This is a genomic window from Croceivirga sp. ABH4_376, assembly GCF_056160685.1.
The window spans coordinates 374,167-393,175 of sequence record NZ_JBSWXQ010000002.1; the positions used below are offsets into that span (position 1 = coordinate 374,167).

Below are 19,009 nucleotides of genomic sequence, written 5' to 3' on the forward strand. Positions count from 1 at the left end.
CCGCTAGAAAAAGAATATGCAAGTCGTACACCAAAAGACACTACAAGATTTAGAATTTCCTACGGTTTTACAGCAATTGGCAGCAAGATGCAATACCGAAAAAGGAAAAGAAGCTGCCAAAACGGTGGGCATAATTGAGGACAAGGAACAGCTCTTGGACTATTTAGGGCAAACCTCTGAATATTTAGCTTCGTTTACCAATGAAAATAGGATTCCCAATCACGGTTTTGATAGTATCGATAAGGAATTACAACTATTAAGAATAGAAAATACCGTTTTAGAACTTTCTGGATTTAGAAGAATATCACATCTGTGCAACACTATTGGACTGCATAAGAAATTTTTTAAAAAGTTCAAGGAATATTACCCCTTACTCTACGCATACATAGATCCAATTGAAGAAAATACATTTATACCAAATGCTATTGCGGGGATTATAGACCGCTTTGGCGAAATCAAGGATACTGCTTCGGTAGACTTAAAGCGTATAAGAATGGATATCAATACTGTTCGCGCAAAAATAAATTCAAGTTTTGGAGCCGCCTTGTCCCGCTACAATTCTTCAGAATTCTTGGACGACATCAAAGAATCTATCGTAGAAAACCGTCGTGTTTTGGCCGTAAAAGCTATGCATCGTAAAAAAGTAAAGGGTACGGTCATGGGTAGTTCTAAAACAGGGAGCATTGTTTATGTTGTACCAGAAGCAACATTACAGTTTAGCACGGAACTTTCCAATTTAGAATACGAAGAGAAAGAGGAAATTCGTAAAATATTATTGGAACTTACCAATAGCATACGCCCAGAAACCGAAATTTTAGCCCTATACCAAAAGATTCTTACGCATATAGACATTACTGCCGCTAAAGCAAAATATGCTGCGGAATTGGATGCCATACTCCCAAATATCAATACGGAAAGAAAACTCTTTTTAAGAGACGCTTTCCATCCCTTATTGCTTTTGAACAACAAGCTAAAGAAGGAAAAGACTTGGCCACAAACTATTGAACTACGCCAAGACAACAGAATAATTGTAATCTCTGGGCCTAACGCGGGCGGTAAAAGCATTACTCTTAAAACCATTGGCTTATTGCAAGTTATGCTCCAATCTGGTTTTTTAGTACCGGTGCATGAACGCAGCTCTATGTGTTTTTTTGATAAGGTTTTAACGGATATTGGTGATAATCAATCCATAGAAAACCACTTAAGCACCTACAGCTACCGCCTTAAAAACATGAACTACTTTTTAAGACAATGCAATAAAAACACGCTTTTTTTAATTGATGAGTTTGGTACCGGTTCTGATCCAGAATTAGGTGGTGCATTAGCGGAATCTTTTTTAGAGGTTTTTTATGAAAGAGAGGCATTTGGGGTAATTACAACCCATTACGCTAATTTAAAGTTATTGGCTAATGAATTACCACACATGACCAATGCCAATATGCAATTTGATAATAAAACATTAGAACCCACCTTTAGATTGATAATGGGCGAAGCGGGTAGCTCGTTTACGTTTGAGGTAGCCCAAAAGAATGGTATTCCATACAGTCTAATCAATAAAGCGAAAAAGAAGATTGACCGTGGCAAGGTACGGTTTGATGCTACCATTTCTAAACTGCAAAAGGAGCGTTCCAAAATGTCTAAAACGGAATCCCGTTTACAGGATAAAGAGGCAAAAGCAAAGGAAGAAGCAGAGCGACTAGAAAAACTGAATGCTAAAATCAAGAATAAGCTAGAAAATTACCAAGAGTTGTACGACCATAACCAGCGTATGATTTATCTAGGTAATAAGCTTAACGATGCTGCTGAGCGCTATTTTCATGATAAAAAGAAACGTGCCCTAATATCTGAAATGTTACGTATAGTAGAAACGGAAAATAGCAAACGGAAAAAGGCTACTGCTAAGGAAGCCAAAGCTAAAAAAGCTATCAAAAAACAGACCGCTAACGAACTAGAGCAAAAAATTGTTAAAGTTAGGGAAGAGAAAAAAGAACAAAAAGCAAAGGCGGTAAAGCAAGAAAAAGCTAAACCAAAAGCAATTCTAAAATTAGGAGACCGCGTTCGTATGCAAGATGGTAAGGCTGTGGGTACCATAGATACCCTTGAGAAAGGAAAAGCCGTAGTAAATTACGGTTTATTCACTACCAATGTAAGTGTGGACCAATTAGAATTGGTAGAACGAAAAAAATAAGCAGATGGAAGCAAAAAAAATTATCCTTTTTGATGGTGTCTGCAACTTATGCAACGGAGCGGTACAATTTATTATTAAACGGGATAAGAAATCTGTATTTAAATTTGCTTCGCTACAAAGCGAAATTGGCAAACAGCTAACAAAAGAGCGTGGAATAGACACGGAATTATTAGATTCCATCATCTTAATAGAACCTGGCATTGCTTATTACAGTAAATCTACCGCTGCCTTGGAGATTATGAAATCTTTTGGTGGTATTTGGAACGCTACCCGCCTATTTACAATACTTCCGGAAGGTTTTAGAGATATCGTATACGATTTTATAGCAAAGAATAGGTATAAATGGTTTGGCAAAAAAAAGGCTTGTATGATTCCTACACCCGAATTAAAATCCCGATTTTTAGATTAACTCACCCAAATACGGTTTTCCCTCATCCGTAACTACCTTATAACTCATTTTTGGTTTTAAAAGCCCTTTGCTAACACTAGGTTTAAGCAACTTTTAAATCACCAATCATGAAAAAACTATCCTCATTCCTATTTTTTATACCAATTGTATTATTATCACAAGAGCGCGAATTGCAATCCGATATTGATTCCGTAACTGTATACCTAAGTGGTGCCCAAGTTCACCGTAACGTTCGTTGTACCTTACAAAAAGGTGCCAATAAGATTAACATTAAAGGGGTATCCGCCGACTTGGATGAAAACACCCTGCAGCTTGCAGGCCTTAAACAGGCATCTATACGGAGTATGAAGTATGAAATTAATTATTTGGACGTGGCAACAAAAAGTCCAGAGGTTGTTTTACTTTCTAAAAAAATAGAACAACTTAAAGAAGATAAAGCCTATCTAGAACACGCCAATCAAGGATTACAGGAAGAGGTAAAAATGATTGAACTAAATAGGCGCATCTCTGGGGATAATGAAAATTTAGACCTTAATCGTTTAAAGGAAATAAGCACCTATTACCGAGAAAGAACACAAGCAATTTATAATGAAATCTATGCGAATGCTAGTAAAACCAAAAAATTAATAGACAGCATTCAACTGCATACTAATGAACTAATTAAACTACAAGGAAGCCCTAAAAAAGCAGTGGGAGAAATTAAACTTATACTAGACACTCCAATTGCGTTAACCACTAATCTCAGTATTTCTTATCAAGTTGAAAAAGCGGGTTGGGTCCCTACTTATGACATTCGTTCTACGGGTATAGACAAACCCTTGCAACTAACATACAAAGCACATGTGTACCAAAATACAGCAGAGGATTGGGAGAATGTAAACCTTACTTTAGCCACCAACAAGCCTAGTAGTAACATTAGTAAGCCAAAATTGGAAACCAAATACCTAAACTTTTCCAGTTCTTATACCAAAAAGTATAATTCTACCACTAGAAAAAATGGTTATAGCTACAATCCTATGGTAAAACAAGTATTTGGAACTATTACAGACCCAGAAGGCGAACCTTTACCTGGCGTATCCATAGTTATAGAAGGTACCAACCAAGGTACTCAAACCGATTTTGACGGAAACTACACCTTAGATGTCCCTAATGGGCGAAGCTTATCCTTTTCCTATATTGGTTTTAAAACCATCGACCTACCCATCTATTCCTCAATTATGAATTTGCAATTAGAAGAAGACGCACAAGCCTTAGATGAGGTTGTAATTACGGGTTATGGCCTTGCTGGCAGAACCGCTGGCGTACAAATAAGGGGAGCTAGTTCTTATTCACAGAAAGTGCACACCCCAGAACCTTTGTACATTATTGACGGAATTCCAGTAGAAGGGTTTACCGAAGGTGATTTGGATGCCAGTGAGATTGCCTCTGTAGAAACCTTAAGAAATGAAAATGCTATGGATTTGTATGGCTCTAGAGCCACAGATGGTGTTATTATCATCAATACCCATAAAAGTAGTACCCAAACCGATGGAAAAAACACTACTTTCCGTATTCCAAAATCGTATACGATTAAAAGCAATATGGAGATAACCTCAGTAGACATCAACCTTTACCAACTAAAAGCTAGCTATCAGTATTTAGCAATACCTGTACTAGATTCCAATGTATTCTTAACGGCTTCTTTTACAGATTGGGAACGGTTTAATCTATTGCCCGGAGAAGCCAACATCTATTTTGATGGACGTTATGAAGGAAAAACTGTAATAGACCCTTACTTAACTAAAAAAGAAATGACAATTTCATTAGGGATAGACCACAACATTCAGGTAGAGCGTAAACAAGAACGCAATTTTAAGTCAAAATCCTTTGCTGGCACCAATAGATTGCTAGATAGGACTTACACTATCACGATAAAAAACAATAAAAATATTCCCATCAATCTCAAATTAATGGACCGTATTCCTTTATCCCAGAATAAAGATATTAAGGTAGATGATGTAGTTACAGGAGATGCCATATATGATGCTAAAAAGGGAATTTTGAGTTGGAACAATTCCTTGGATGCCAAAGCTTCTACAACAAAAGAATTTAGTTTTAGGGTAAAGCACCCCAAGGGTAAATTTATATCACTATAAGCCGAATATATTCAAATTTTGACACGTTAAACAAAATTTATATAAAATTGTTTTTCAATAATTTAAACACCTTTATTTAAATTAAAATTTAAATACTATAAATTGAGTTCATTTTTTGTGGAATTGGATTAAAGTTTACCAGAAAATTGGCGTTACTTGCGATATGAATTCTACAAAAGAAAAGGATCACAAGAGTTGGTTTAAAAGAAAAAGGACATGGATACCCTTATCGGTCATCCTTGTCCTTTTAGCTTTTAGAATAGCGCTACCCTATATTGTTAAAGATTATGTAAACAAAGTGCTGTCTGAGATTCCAGGCTATCATGGTCATGTTGCGGATATAGATATTGCTCTTTACCGTGGCGCTTACCTAATACACGATTTAAAGTTGAACAAAGTAGCTGCCACTTCAGAAGTTCCATTTCTTTCCATTAAAAAATCTGATATTTCCATAGAATGGAGCGCCTTATTTAATGGCAAGGTGGTAAGTGAGCTTACACTCTACCAACCAGAGTTTATCTATGTGTTTGAAGACCAGCAAGCCAAGGGTGTTGACCCCGAAGTAGAAGATTGGACCAAAGCACTCACAGATATTATACCGATTGATATAAACCGTTTACAAATAGCAAACGGAACTGCCGCATTTATAGAACTACAGGCAGACCCAAATATAGATTTACACTTAAAAAACATTGAATTGGTAGCCTACAACTTGCGCAATGTTGTTCAACAAGAACGAAACCTACCTTCTGAGATTCACGCCACGGCCACATCAATTGGGGATGGCGATTTGGAACTGGACGGACGTTTAAATCTTGTGAAACAAATACCGGATATGGATATTTCTTTTGAACTCACAAACGCCAATGCCACTGCTCTTAACGATTTTACCAATCATTACGCTGGTATTGATTTTAACAAGGGCACCTTTGAGGTTTTTGGCGAAATTGCCATTGCAGACGGTTATTTAAAGGGCAGTGTAAAACCAATTTTAACCAACGCTAAGCTACTTGGCAAGGAAGATGGCTTTTTAAATTCCCTTTGGGAAGGTTTTGTGGGATTCTTTAAATTCTTATTTAAAAATCAAAAGCACAACACTCTAGCCACAAAAGTGCCCATAGAAGGTGATTTGAATAATGCTGGAGCTAAAATATGGCCTACCGTAACCAATATTTTTAAAAATGCTTGGATAAAGGCCTATAAAGGCGTTTTAGATAATGATATTAACTTTAAGGACGCGGAAGAAGCAGTAGACAGCAAAGATGAATAAGATAAGCTTAAAACGGCTTATTTTAAATTGTTAAGAATAAAATCTAAGGTGGCATTTGTATTTCTATTCGCATCAAACGAATGGCTTTGATGCGTTATCGGTTTTGCTAAGCCTAATTTTTGCAAATACAAAATTTTATCCTCAAACTCTTGCGCTACCTTTCCCGTTAAAAATACATCAAAACCTTGTTGTTTTTTATAACGCTTATACATTTTACTCAATCCACTTAAATACAATCGGTCTTTGGTAAATCCCCCACCACGGTGCGCTCTTAGGGTAATGTTAAACGCAGCTTCTCTATCTAATTTATATTGTCCATGGATTAAATCAAAAGTGTCTGCAAAACTGTAACCTTTAATTAAACTATCGCTAGCTAAAACTCTATAAGCTAACACCTTTAGTCGCTCTAAAGTTAGAGCGCCACTCATGTATTCACTCAACACCGCCATTCCCTCTTGGGTTTCTACATTTCTAGGCAGGCCATTAGCAAAGATTCGTAAAGGTTGCTCGTTTCCATTAAATGTAGTCACCAAATGCACACCTATTTCATGGTTGGCCAACGTTTCCATTCTATTTTTACTAAACTTTGCATTTCGCTTTAACAATAAACTTTTGTCTCTGTTACGCACCATGGCTTCTGCCGCGATTTGATTGCTAAATTTGATGTGTAACGGAAAACGGTATTGCGACATAAATTCTTCAAAATACGTCTTTGCTTCCAAAGCGGAATAGCAAGAAATCATATCCTCTCGCGGTGCTTCATCTTGAAAATGCAAAATATACCGTGCGTTTTGAACATCTCTTTCCCTTGGTGTGCCATACAAACGAAGGGAATTATAGTAAAACGCTTGCCCCTTTCCAATAGTCTCAATGCACTGTACCATGTTGGCATAGTAATACACAATATCTCGATACATTTTCTGTATCTCTTCGTCCTTAATACGTTCCAAACGTTGTGAAAAGAAAAGTCGCTGCAACTTGTAGGCATCGAATTTTAACTTTGGATACTTAAATTGTGGCTCTTCGGTATATTTTGAACTAAAAAACCGCTGCTTCTCTTTTTCTATATTGGCTGGATTTACATAGCTTAACAACTCGATTTTCCGTACCAATCGGTCTAAATTTAAATCAATATCAAACAAATTAGGATAATCGTTGCGCAACTCCAGTAATTCTTCTACACCAATCATAGGTTATTTTTTTAAATGTCAAATTTATAAAGTCTTTTAATTGAAATAACATTAAATAAAAAAATGCCAGTAAAACCTTGGCTCTACTGACATTTCGTTATGTTTTATTTTGGGTTAAGCTAAATGGCTATTTCACATCCTCATAATTATCATCCCATTCCTTTACATCTGGCTCTCCTAATTTACCAACAGATTTAGCTACCAGCATAGAAACAGTTGCATCTCCCGTAACGTTAACCACGGTTCTACACATATCTAAAGGCCTATCAACAGCAAATATTAAGGCCAAGCCAATTGCTAATTTATCTGAAGGGAAACCAATTGCCTCCAATACAATCACCAACATGACCATTCCTGCCCCAGGTACCGCTGCAGAACCAATGGAGGCCAAAAGTGCGGTGAGTACAATGGTTAATTGATTGGCCAAAGTTAGCTCAAAACCTAATGCCTGAGCTATAAAAACCGCAGCCACCCCTTGATATAAACTTGTACCATCCATATTTATAGTTGCACCTACTGGCAATACAAAACTAGAAACCTCTTTATCTACCCCTATATGCTCCTCTACCCTTTCCATGGTAACTGGTAAGGTTGCCGCACTAGAACTAGTAGAAAAAGCAAGCAATTGAGCTGGACTCATTTGTTGTAAAAACCAGAAAGGATTTTTCTTAGTGATAGTGCCCACCAAAATGGCGTAAAATACAATCATTAAAAACAAACCACCCACTACTACTCCGGCATATTTTAATAGTGCCAACAACAAATCTGGGTCGCTAGAAGAAACCACTACCGCAGCTAACAAAGAAAATACGGCATAAGGAGCAGTAAGCATGATTAAGTCTACCATTTTTAAGACCACATCATTTAACGAATCAAAAAAGTCTTTTAAAGGTTTTGCTTTTTCTTCGCCTATTAATAACATAGAAATTCCAAGGAAAATTGTAAAGAAAATAACTTGTAGCATGGCGCTATTATTCCCCAAGGCATTTATTGCGTTATCCGGTACCATATCTACTAAAAACTGTAACGGACCGCTATCTTTTTGCCTAGATGCCTCCTCTAACTTAGAAGTAACCCCAGAATCGTTGGCATAGGTTTCGGTTAATTTAGCAACTGTTTCTTCAGAAATACCAGCCCCTGGATTTAGCATGTTTACCAAGACCAAGCCAATGGTAATGGCCACAACCGTAGTTAAAATGTATATACCAATTGTTCTTAAACCAATATTTCTAAATTTAGAAATATCCTTTAAATCGGAAATTCCCTTTACCAAAGAGGCAATTATAAGTGGAATGGCGATAAGCTTAAGAAGCTTAACAAATATTGCCCCTAAAGGCTGTATCCAGTCAGATACAATATCTTTTCCCGCAGGAACTTTGGTCATCACAAATCCAAAAACAATACCTAGCAGCATTCCAATAAGTATCTGCCAGTGAAGTTCCAGTTTACGCATATAAAGTTGGTTTAGGCTTGGAAGATACCAATTTGCCTAAAATGCCCCAAATATTGCGGTTTAGATTTTGTTACCCTTTGCCAACAAAGCATAATCTGCCAACACTAATGCCGCCATTGCCTCTACTATAGGCACCGCTCTAGGCACCACACAGGGGTCATGCCTTCCTTTACCTTGCGTAGAGACCTTATTGCCTTCCTTGTCAATGGTGTCGTATCCTTGAAGCACTGTAGCAACCGGTTTAAAGGCCACAGAAAAGTAAATATCCATTCCATTGCTTATGCCACCTTGTATACCTCCACTTTTATTGGTTTTGGTAGTGCCATCTGTATTATACTGGTCATTATGTTCGCTTCCTTTTTGTGTTACACCTTCAAAGCCACTTCCGTATTCAAAACCCTTGACCGCATTTATAGACAACATAGCCTTGCCTAATTCTGCATGGAGTTTATCAAAAACAGGTTCTCCTAATCCAATTGGTACATTTTGAATTACACAAGTAATAACCCCTCCAATGGTATCTCCTTCTTTTTTGATGAATTTGATGTATTCTTCCATTTGGCTAGCCATAGCTGGGTCTGGACAACGAACGGGATTTTTCTCAATCTCAGAAAAATCTAATTGTTGATAAGGTGTTTCCATTTTTAAATCCCCAACCTGACTAACAAAGGCATTAATTTTTATGTCTTTTAAGAATTGCTTGGCAACAGCACCTGCAACTACCCTACTTGCCGTTTCCCTGGCAGAAGAACGCCCACCACCGCGATAATCCCTGAAACCATATTTATGGTCATACACATAATCTGCATGGCTAGGACGGTAAGAGTCTTTAATATGCGAATAATCTTTAGACTTTTGATTGGTATTGTGGATAGCAAAACCGATAGGCGTACCGGTAGTTTTTCCTTCAAAGACACCAGAATAAATTTCTACGGTATCTGGTTCTTTACGTTGTGTAACAATGGCAGATTGCCCCGGTTTTCTGCGGTTTAATTCCTCTTGTATTGCTTTTTCGTCCAATTCAATACCAGCAGGGCATCCATCTATAATACCACCAAGGGCCCTACCATGGGATTCTCCAAAAGTTGTTACTCTAAATAAGGTTCCAAAAGAATTTCCGGCCATTGTCTAAAAATTAAGCGGTAAAGGTAATTTTTATCAGTCTTTTAAAAAAGAGAAACAGCACTTAAAGATTTGGCAACATGTAAATACCAGTCATGACATTAATTTAACGCAATTCTCATATATACTTCATTTTAAAGTAATATTAAGTTTATTCCTACACGTTTAATTTGCAGTTAAACTTTTATACTTTGAAAAAGAGGAAGATTGAAATAGCCGTTATTTCTGATGTACATTTAGGAACTTACGGTTGCCACGCCGATGAACTAATAACCTACCTAAACAGCATTAAGCCCAAAAAGCTTATTTTAAATGGTGATATTATAGACATCTGGCAGTTTAAAAAACGGTACTTTCCATCAGCACATTTAAAGGTTTTAAGAAAAATAATAGGAATGGCTTCTAAAGGTACAGAAGTCTATTACATTACAGGCAACCATGATGAAATGTTGCGAAAGTTTGCCCCCACAGCTATGGGAAACTTTAATATCGTGAATAAAATGGTTTTAAATCTAGATGGTAAAAAGGCATGGATTTTTCATGGCGATGTTTTTGATATCTCTATTCAAAAAGCAAAATGGTTGGCCAAATTAGGTGGTTGGGGGTATGACTTGCTTATATTGATGAACAGCTTTGTAAACTGGTGTTTAAATAAAGTTGGAAGGGAAAAATATTCACTTTCTAAAAAAATAAAAAATAGTGTAAAAGGTGCTGTAAAATATATCAATAATTTTGAACAGACCGCTGCAGAATTAGCCATTGAAAATGGGTACGATTATGTTATCTGCGGACATATACACCAGCCTAAAAAAGAAATAGTAGAAACCAAACAAGGCAGCACTACCTATTTAAATTCTGGGGATTGGGTAGAAAATCTAACCGCATTGGAATACTCCTTTAAACGTTGGCGTATATACCATTACAGCCATGATAAGTTATCTCCTTTCTTTGTAGATGAAGACCTAAAAGAGATGGATATGAACGAGCTTATTGCATCAATTACCGAACAAGCCGAAGAAAACGGCTATAACTACCCGGAAAACCCAACTAACCCTAAAGGTTCAGATGACGATTTATTAGATAACCAAGGCCTCTTTAAGGATGGTGATGGGATGTAACGCTTCCCTTCCGGTACCATCTTTAATTTGATGCCTACAACTGGTACCATTGGCTGCAATTATAGTTTCAGAAGACGCCTTTCTTACCGCTGGAAACAATTTTAGCTCACCTACTTTCATACTTATTGCATAATGTTCCTTCTCATACCCAAAAGAACCAGCCATTCCACAACAGCCAGATGCGATAATGGTTACGGAATAGTTTTCTGGTAGGTTTAAAATATCAAAAGTTACCTTTTGGTTAGATAGTGATTTTTGATGGCAATGCCCATGCATTTTAACCGTACGCTTTTCTTTGGTAAATACATCTGAAGACAAACTACCGTTTTGCAATTCTAATGCCAAAAACTCTTCTACAATAAAACTGTTTTTAGCTAATTTTAAAACCTCATCCTTATCTTTAACCAAACGCTTATACTCATCTCTAAATGAAAGTATTGAAGACGGCTCTATTCCAAGAACCGGGATATTTTTAGTAACAACAGGCATTAAAGCCTTGGTATTTTTCTCTGCCAATTCCTTTGCCTGCTTTAGAAATCCTTTAGACAAATAAGTACGTCCACTATCGCCATAAAACAGTTCTAATTGATAACCTAATTTAGTTAACATTGTAATTGCATCTTTCCCTACAGTAACATCTAAGTATTTGGTAAACTCATCTATGAACAAAACCACTTTTTTTCCTTCAGGATTTTGTGGTTGTTTAGCCAGAAAAGCATCAAAATTAAAACGATATACTGGTGGCAACTGACGTTCTTGGGCTACTCCAGAAACGGATTTAATCAACGAGCCTAGCGGTGATTTATACACAGTATTCACCAAACCTGATATTCTACTATTAGTTGCGTTTATTTTGGTATTGTGGGCAAATAATTTGGAACGTAACGTATAACCGTTGGTTTCTTGGTATTGAAACTGAAATTCAGACTTTAATGTTGCAATATCCACATTACTTGGGCATTCGCTAGAACAAGCTTTACAGCTTAAACACAGGTCAAAAACCGCTTTAAGCTCCTTATGATCAAACTTGTTAGGTTTTTCGGATTGTGTTAAAAATTCACGCAAAACATTGGCCCTGCCCCTTGTGGTATCTTTTTCTTGCTTGGTTGCATGAAAACTAGGGCACATGGCACCCTTCATCTGTTCTGTTTTTCTACAATCTCCACTACCGTTGCATTTTTCTGCGGCCCTTAAAATACCTTGGCTATCAGAAAAATCCATAAAGGTTTCAATAGTTGGTTCTTTACGGTCTACTTGGTAGCGTAAAGACTGATCCATAGGATACGCATCTACTATTTTACCGGGATTTAAAATGCCATTAGGGTCAAAGTAAGATTTAACCCTACGTAATAGTTCATAATTCTTTTCACCTATCATTAACGGGATAAACTCTGCACGTACTATTCCGTCTCCGTGTTCACCACTAAAACTGCCATTATATTTTTTGGTTAAATGGGCAACATCTGTGGTAATTTGCCTAAACAGTTTTACATCCTTAGACTGTTTTAAATCTAGAATAGGCCTTAGATGAAGCTCTCCTGCCCCAGCGTGTGCATAATAAACGGCTCTTTGGTCATAATTTGCCATTATTTGTGAAAACTCTAATATGAAAGCTTTCAAATCTTCCAAGGCAACTGCGGTATCTTCTATACAAGCCACCGCTTTTTTATCACCTACCATATTTCCCAAAAGGCCTAAGCCCGCCTTTCTAAGCTCAATTGCCTTTTGTATATCTACCCCATACAAAACCGGTTGGGCATAACTTAAACCCGATTTTGAAATGGATTCTTGCAATGCCGCTACTTGCTGTTCTAGTGCTTCTTTGGTATGCGCCCTAAGTTCTAGCATTAATATGGCTTCTGGATCTCCTTGCACAAAAAAACGATTAGCTAATTGTTGACGGTTGTTTTTGGTACAATCCAAAATAACCTTATCCATCATTTCGCATAGATGTAAACTATGGTCCATTACAGGAACAACATCAGATAAACAAGCCTCTAGGCTTTTGTAGTGGGTACAAACCATAGCGGCAAATGTTGGTGGTAAATCGTCTAATTGTACGGTTATTTCCGTTGTAAAAGCCAATGTTCCTTCACTACCCACCAATAATTTAGAAAGATTTATTTTGGAATCACCCTTACCAAACACCTCGTTATCTAGCAGTTCATCTACCGCATATCCCGTGCTCCTTCTATGGATATTGGGATTTGGAAATTCCCTTTTTATTTCTTTTTGGGTGTCCTCATTACTTAGCTCATTGTACAAATTGGCATAAACAGCACCTTCCAATGTCTTTTTTTGGGTTTTCACCAAAAAGTCATTCCTATCTAATTCTTCAAAAACAGCTTCGCTACCATCAGACAAAATGGTTCTTAATTTTACCACCTTATCCCTGGTTACGCCATATTGGATGGAGGTTGTTCCACTAGAGTTATTGCCTACCATACCACCAATCATACAACGGTTAGAAGTAGATGTATTAGGACCAAAAAACAGCCCCATTGGTTTTAAATATAGATTCAATTCATCTCTTACCACTCCGGGTTGTAACGTAACTTGTTTCTTTTTCTCGTCTACAGAAATTATTTGATTAAAATATCTAGAAGTATCTACTACAATACCATCACCAACACATTGCCCCGCTAAAGAAGTACCTGCCGTTCTAGGTATTAAACCTATCTTATTTTCTTTTGCAAACTGTAACAGTTTCTTTAAATCATTATCATTTTTAGGAAAAGCTACCGCTTTCGGTAGTTTTCTGTATACAGATGCATCTGTGGCATATAACGTTCTAATTAGTGCATCATACTGAAAATCACCCTCAAAGGCGTCAGCAAATTTTTTTAAGATAATTTTATCCAAATTGGAACAATTTTTGGTCCGTTAGACTTGTTTTATACGAATGGCTAAGGTAAAGCTATTTTATATTTTAAACTTAAAGAGAAACCTATGAGAATTACCACATTTTTTATTGCGTTGTTTGCAATTGCAACAACAGCAGTTAATGCACAAAGCATTTCTGAACACACATTAGGGTTGCGACTGGGAGATAGCGATGGATTTGGTGCTGAAATTTCTTATCAGAAATCTATTGGCCGTACCAATAGAGCGGAATTTAACCTAGGTTGGCGAGATAGCCGTGAGTATGATGCGTTTAAATTAGCCGGTGTTTACCAATGGGTGCACAATCTAGATGGCGGTTTTAACTGGTACTACGGTGTAGGTGGTGGACTTGGAAATTCTGATTACGAGCCAATACCAGATAGAGACCGTGATGATGGATTATTTGTGTTTGCAGCCGGTAACTTAGGTATAGAATATGATTTTGATATTCCACTTTTAATTTCCTTGGATATTAGACCAGAGATAGGATTGGTTGGTTTTAACGAATTTGACAACGATTTTTTATTTGATATAGCATTGGGCCTACGTTACCAATTTTAGATTTTAAAAATTACGTTAAAAATAGAAAGTGCCTTTAGGGGCACTTTTTTTATGCAGTGGTTTGTGTACCTTTAGCCAAAATTAAATATTCACATGAGAAAAATCCTATCTATTTTTTCCTTAGGACTTTTAGTATTTTCCTGTTCTACCACACCAGAAGGCTACACCATAAACGGTACACTTACTGGAGAAGTAAAAAACGGAACACAAGTATTTTTAAAAACTACAGACTCTTTAATGAGGGGGCTAGTAGAAATTGATACGGCAACTGTAGAAAATGGCACTTTTACCTTTACAGGTATGGTAGACAGCCCGCAAATGCATTATCTGTTCTTTGACGGATTAAGAGGAAATACCCCTATAATACTAGAAAACGGCGCTATTTCTTTTGAAGCACAAAAAGACAGTTTGGGTTATGCCGATGTAAGTGGTACTGAACAAAATGAGATTTTTATGAAGTACATGGCCGAATCCCGAAAAATGGGTGAAATGAGCCAGTCCATGAACGAAGAATTCAAAAAGGCGAATGCCGCTAGGGATACTGCTGTTATAAAATCACTACGCGAAGAATACATGGAGCTACAGGAGAAGGCCAAATCTTTTGAGCTAGATTTTGTAAAAGCGAATCCGAATGGATTGATAAGTGCCTTAATTTTAGATAAATTATTAAGCACAAAAACACTTCCTGTTTCTGAAATAGAAGAAATGTACAACGCTTTATCCCCAGAAATAAAAGCAACCAGACCTGGAAAACGAATTGGTAAACAATTAGAAGTAGAAAAAACTACAGCCATTGGTTCCAAAGCACCCAACTTTAGTGGTCCAACCCCAGATGGTAGTGAACTAGCTTTTAATCAGGTAAAGGGTAAGCTTACCCTTATAGACTTTTGGGCCGGTTGGTGTAGGCCTTGCCGAATGGAAAATCCTAACATTGTTGCGGTTTACAACAAATACAAGGACAAAGGTTTTAATGTAGTTGGTGTTTCTTTGGACCAAAAGAAAGAAATGTGGCTACAGGCTATTGAGGACGATGGCTTGGAATGGAACCATGTATCTAACTTGCAACGCTTTCAGGACCCTATAGCGCAGGCTTATAATATTAATGCCATACCTGCTGCATTTTTGGTGGATGAAAATGGGATAATTGTTGCTAAAAACTTGCGAGGATCCGCTTTAGAAGAAAAGGTTGCGGAACTTTTGAATTAAATTCTGAATTCTTAATAAAATAAAAACCCCGCAGAAAGTTATTTCTAGCGGGGTTTCTCATTCTCATCTAGTCTATTTTAGAACTTATTGTTCATATCTTCAAAATCTCCTGTTACGGATGCATCTTCTTCAATGGTGACATTTCCAGTAACATATGCTCGGTTTGTATCACCTAAAAACTCCAATTTTGCTCCTTTCTTTAGGGTAAGGTTTCCGTATACCGCAAAATCGCCTTCTACACGCAAGGTGGCATTTTCTTCTACCACTACATCCTTTCTACTGTTATTTCTTCCTACTATAAAAGTTCCTCGCATATCCAATGCGCCTTCAACATCTACTTTTACATCGTTCCTAACGGTCCATGAGCCACACAATAACAATGTTCCTTCTACGGTTACACTGTTAAATCGTTTAGACCCATTATAGCGTAAATTTTGGTTGCTGGCTACGTTTAAGGTTGAGCTACCAGAATATCTAGAGGTATCGGTACAAGCTTCTTCTAGACTTTGAGCAGGCTTGTTCATCTTAATAATTTGCAAACCACCTCTACCCGATGCCGCAAAAATATAATCGTCCTTAGTCTCTACATAATTAATACTCCCATCCAAAGCAATGATACCAACAACATCTACTCCATTTTCTTCTTCGGACAAGCAAAGGCCAGCACCACCATTCGCCATTAACAACACATTATCGTTAAAAGCTGCAGCGTTAGTTACCACATCACCCACTTCAACACTCTCTGGACTAATTGGTATGGCTACTCGTTCTACCAAATTGCCGGTAAGGGAATTATACACACCTGCACCGTTTTCTCCTTCTGCAACTACAATTAAATCGCCATAATAATCTAAGGTACGTTTGTCTGCCTCTCTAAAATCTCCAGAAATAGCGATTGTACTTACTTCGGCAAAATCAGCATTAAGAATACGAACACCATAACTGGCATCTAATAGTGCATATTGGCTTCCATTATACGCTAAAGAACGTAAATCTTCAAAAGCAGCTTCCTTAACAATAGCCAAATCTGCTTTGTTATATTCACGTAAATACCCTTCTTTACCAGATGTTACTATAACACTGTTAGGTTGTATCAACACATCCGTAGCGTTATAACCTTCCTGAAATGCATAGGATATACCAGCGTCTAGGTTAAATTTGTTATTACTGACTTGAATTTTTGCTAAAAATGAATTTGCGGTAGCGGTAGCAGATTGTTCCGCATCTACACCTCCTGCCACATAAACAAAACCATTGTCATACTTTATAGCATTAATATCTGCATTGGTATAATACAATCTAGAGGTAACCCTAGGTTGATAAGGGTCTCCTACGTATATTATATCTAAGGCACCTGCATAATCATCTTGTGCCGTATTATAAGACACATACACATAATCATCTACTAAATGTATATGTGAGGCAGTTAAATTTTCCGCACCCGCATAAGATGGTGGGGTAACTTGTGCAACTAAAGATAAAGGATAGTCACCGGCTTGTTCTTCTCCTTCCCTTGCGTATTTTCCAGAATTGGAACTTTCTGCATAGATATCTAAAACACCGCTAGACTCAAAATCGATACTGTTTTCTAGAACAGTAGCACTAGTTTCAAGACTTACATTATCGTTAGTCTCTTCATAAACTGTAGTAGAATCACTACAGGAAATTACAACTGCAGCCAAAACTGCAAGGGGAAATAGTAATTTTCCTTTCATAACATGTAGGTTAAATTAAGATTTGGTCAAATTTGAACGTGCAATTTGTTAAATTATTTCAATAACAAATTCTGTTTTCGATGAAATACGCCTAAAGTATAGGTAGATGGCTTAAAAGTATCGGTAAATAAAATCCTAAATTTTACCCGTTTTAGTCAAAACAAATAAGATGACTATTGGTATTGCCAACAGAAATACCATTAATGGGTCTGTTGTTAAAAGACTTGGTCTAAACAACAAAGTTGTAGCATAACCCCCTATGGCTCCGCCAAAATGAGCCGTATGACCAATATTTCCCAACCTACTTTTCATCCCATAAATGGAATAAAGCAAATAAGCTATTCCAAAAATATAAGCAGGCAAGGGTATCGGTATAAATAACAAACCCAACTGCATATTAGGTTGTAATAAAATTGCAGCATATAAAATTCCTGTAACTGCCCCACTAGCTCCAACAGCACTATAATACGTTTCGTTCTTATGAAAATACAATGCCAATAAACTACCGGCCAACAAACTAATTACATAAACAATAAAAAACTTAGACGGCCCAAACCAAGCTATTACAACATCTGCAAAAAAATACAGGGTAAACATGTTAAAAAACAAATGTGCAATGTCTACATGTAAAAAACCAGAGGTGAACATGCGTTCTTTTTGACCGGCTTGTATAGCACCAATTTGAAACTTGTAGCGATCAAAAAACAATTGGTCTTTAAACCCTCTAAGAGACACCAATACATTGGCCGCTATTATAGCAATTGTTGCAATGTGCAAATTGAGCATAGTTCTAGGCTTTGGGTCAAATATAGCTATATTTGTGCATTCTTATTTTGTATGCAATTACTGATTTTTATTATTGCCTATCCCTGGATATGGCTGGTTTCTAGGTTACCCTTTAGAGCACTATATGCACTATCGGATTTTGTGTTTTTTCTTCTTTTTTATGTGATTGGTTATCGTAAAAAAGTAGTCTTCAATAATTTACAATTGGTTTTCCCAGAAAAGCCAAAAGAAGAACTGTTGGTCTTACAAAAAAAATTCTATAAACATATGTGCGATATGTTTTTAGAAATGATTAAAACCATGGCTTTGAGCAAAGCCGAAGTTAAGAAACGGTATGCTGTACAAAATATTGAATTGATCAATAAATTGGAAAAAGACCGAAGCGTACTAGTAGTTTGTGCACATTATGCCAATTGGGAATGGAACGTTAGTATTAACAATTATGTAAAAGCAAAAGGTTATGCCGTTTACCAGCCCGTGTCTAACAAGTATTTTGACAATTTTGTTAAAAATGTCCGCGCCAAATGGAACACAACGCTTATTACGCAAAACCAGACCGTAAAAACAGTTGTAAGGGACAAAAGAGATGGAATTAAAGGGGTTTTTGGAATGGTAAGTGATCAATCTCCCCAAGCGCATAAAGCACAATATTGGACAGACTTTATGGGTATTACCGTTCCTATTTTTAACGGAGCAGAAGTAATGGCCAGAAAATTAGACCTGTCTGTTGTATTCTTAAAAGTAAGTAAGGTTAAAAGAGGCTATTACAAAGCAGAATTTATTCCCATAGCTGAAAGTGGTAAAGAAACGCCTGAAAACTACATAACGGATACGTTTTTAAGACTAACGGAGCAACAAATAAAGGAACAACCGGAATACTACTTCTGGACCCACAAGCGCTGGAAGCATAGAAACAAGCAACCTGCACATTTTGCCAAAGTATCATAAAAAAAGCCCCATTTAAGGGGCTTTT

General features: G+C 37.0%; 14 protein-coding genes. 8 read left to right on the top strand and 6 right to left on the bottom strand.

The window, feature by feature from the left end:
• Window positions 1-16 precede the first annotated feature (16 nt).
• From ACXAGS_RS05970 to ACXAGS_RS05985, 4 genes are all read left to right on the top strand, one after another.
• Window positions 17-2,188, top strand: coding sequence for an endonuclease MutS2 (locus tag ACXAGS_RS05970; RefSeq protein ID WP_474905402.1), 2,172 nt, complete (start codon window positions 17-19; stop codon window positions 2,186-2,188).
• Between the two features lie 4 nt (window positions 2,189-2,192).
• Entirely contained in the window at window positions 2,193-2,597 is a 405-nt protein-coding gene (locus ACXAGS_RS05975) for a thiol-disulfide oxidoreductase DCC family protein (RefSeq protein WP_474905404.1), read from the top strand.
• Between the two features lie 107 nt (window positions 2,598-2,704).
• Window positions 2,705-4,732 (top strand): mucoidy inhibitor MuiA family protein, encoded by a 2,028-nt coding sequence (locus ACXAGS_RS05980; RefSeq protein WP_474905406.1) that lies wholly within the window; start codon window positions 2,705-2,707, stop codon window positions 4,730-4,732.
• Window positions 4,733-4,895: 163 nt separating this feature from the next.
• A complete protein-coding gene (locus tag ACXAGS_RS05985) occupies window positions 4,896-6,002 on the top strand; it encodes a DUF748 domain-containing protein (RefSeq protein ID WP_474905408.1) in 1,107 nt (368 codons plus the stop codon).
• A gap of 17 nt (window positions 6,003-6,019) precedes the next feature.
• Here the strand turns inward: ACXAGS_RS05985 and ACXAGS_RS05990 are convergent, their stop codons facing one another.
• The 3 genes from ACXAGS_RS05990 to aroC all read right to left on the bottom strand — a co-directional run bounded on the left by ACXAGS_RS05990 (window position 6,020) and on the right by aroC (window position 9,770).
• Window positions 6,020-7,192 carry a flavohemoglobin expression-modulating QEGLA motif protein gene (locus tag ACXAGS_RS05990; protein ID WP_474905410.1) on the bottom strand — a complete coding sequence of 391 codons (1,173 nt, stop codon included), beginning with the start codon at window positions 7,190-7,192 and terminating at the stop codon, window positions 6,020-6,022.
• Between the two features lie 127 nt (window positions 7,193-7,319).
• On the bottom strand, window positions 7,320-8,645 hold the full coding sequence (locus tag ACXAGS_RS05995; protein WP_474905412.1) for a dicarboxylate/amino acid:cation symporter: 1,326 nt from the start codon (window positions 8,643-8,645) through the stop codon (window positions 7,320-7,322).
• Window positions 8,646-8,705: 60 nt separating this feature from the next.
• Entirely contained in the window at window positions 8,706-9,770 is a 1,065-nt protein-coding gene (gene aroC / locus ACXAGS_RS06000; RefSeq protein ID WP_474905414.1) for a chorismate synthase, read from the bottom strand.
• A gap of 188 nt (window positions 9,771-9,958) precedes the next feature.
• On the opposite strand from aroC, the gene ACXAGS_RS06005 reads away from it, so the two are divergent.
• Window positions 9,959-10,885, top strand: a complete 927-nt coding sequence (locus ACXAGS_RS06005; RefSeq protein WP_474905416.1) for a UDP-2,3-diacylglucosamine diphosphatase — start codon at window positions 9,959-9,961, stop codon at window positions 10,883-10,885.
• Here ACXAGS_RS06005 and ACXAGS_RS06010 read toward each other — a convergent pair.
• On the bottom strand, window positions 10,844-13,747 hold the full coding sequence (locus tag ACXAGS_RS06010) for an FAD-binding and (Fe-S)-binding domain-containing protein (RefSeq protein WP_474905418.1): 2,904 nt from the start codon (window positions 13,745-13,747) through the stop codon (window positions 10,844-10,846). The two genes, ACXAGS_RS06005 and ACXAGS_RS06010, sit on opposite strands and share 42 nt — an antisense overlap.
• 87 nt (window positions 13,748-13,834) lie before the next feature.
• Between ACXAGS_RS06010 and ACXAGS_RS06015 the strand changes: the two genes are divergently transcribed.
• Both ACXAGS_RS06015 and ACXAGS_RS06020 read left to right on the top strand, forming a co-directional pair.
• Window positions 13,835-14,329, top strand: coding sequence for a hypothetical protein (locus ACXAGS_RS06015; protein WP_474905419.1), 495 nt, complete (start codon window positions 13,835-13,837; stop codon window positions 14,327-14,329).
• A gap of 93 nt (window positions 14,330-14,422) precedes the next feature.
• Window positions 14,423-15,535: a DUF4369 domain-containing protein gene (locus tag ACXAGS_RS06020; protein WP_474905421.1), complete on the top strand. Its 1,113-nt coding sequence runs from the start codon at window positions 14,423-14,425 to the stop codon at window positions 15,533-15,535.
• A 77-nt stretch (window positions 15,536-15,612) separates the two neighbouring features.
• Here ACXAGS_RS06020 and ACXAGS_RS06025 read toward each other — a convergent pair whose 3' ends face one another.
• Together ACXAGS_RS06025 and ACXAGS_RS06030 are read right to left on the bottom strand one after the other, a co-directional pair.
• On the bottom strand, window positions 15,613-17,250 hold the full coding sequence (locus ACXAGS_RS06025; protein WP_474905423.1) for a bactofilin family protein: 1,638 nt from the start codon (window positions 17,248-17,250) through the stop codon (window positions 15,613-15,615).
• A 135-nt stretch (window positions 17,251-17,385) separates the two neighbouring features.
• The gene (locus tag ACXAGS_RS06030) at window positions 17,386-18,036 is read right to left on the bottom strand and encodes a rhomboid family intramembrane serine protease (protein ID WP_474905424.1); all 651 of its coding nucleotides are present in this window, start codon (window positions 18,034-18,036) and stop codon (window positions 17,386-17,388) included.
• A 51-nt stretch (window positions 18,037-18,087) separates the two neighbouring features.
• Between ACXAGS_RS06030 and ACXAGS_RS06035 the strand changes: the two genes are divergently transcribed.
• A complete protein-coding gene (locus ACXAGS_RS06035) occupies window positions 18,088-18,984 on the top strand; it encodes a lysophospholipid acyltransferase family protein (protein WP_474905426.1) in 897 nt (298 codons plus the stop codon).
• Window positions 18,985-19,009 lie beyond the last annotated feature (25 nt).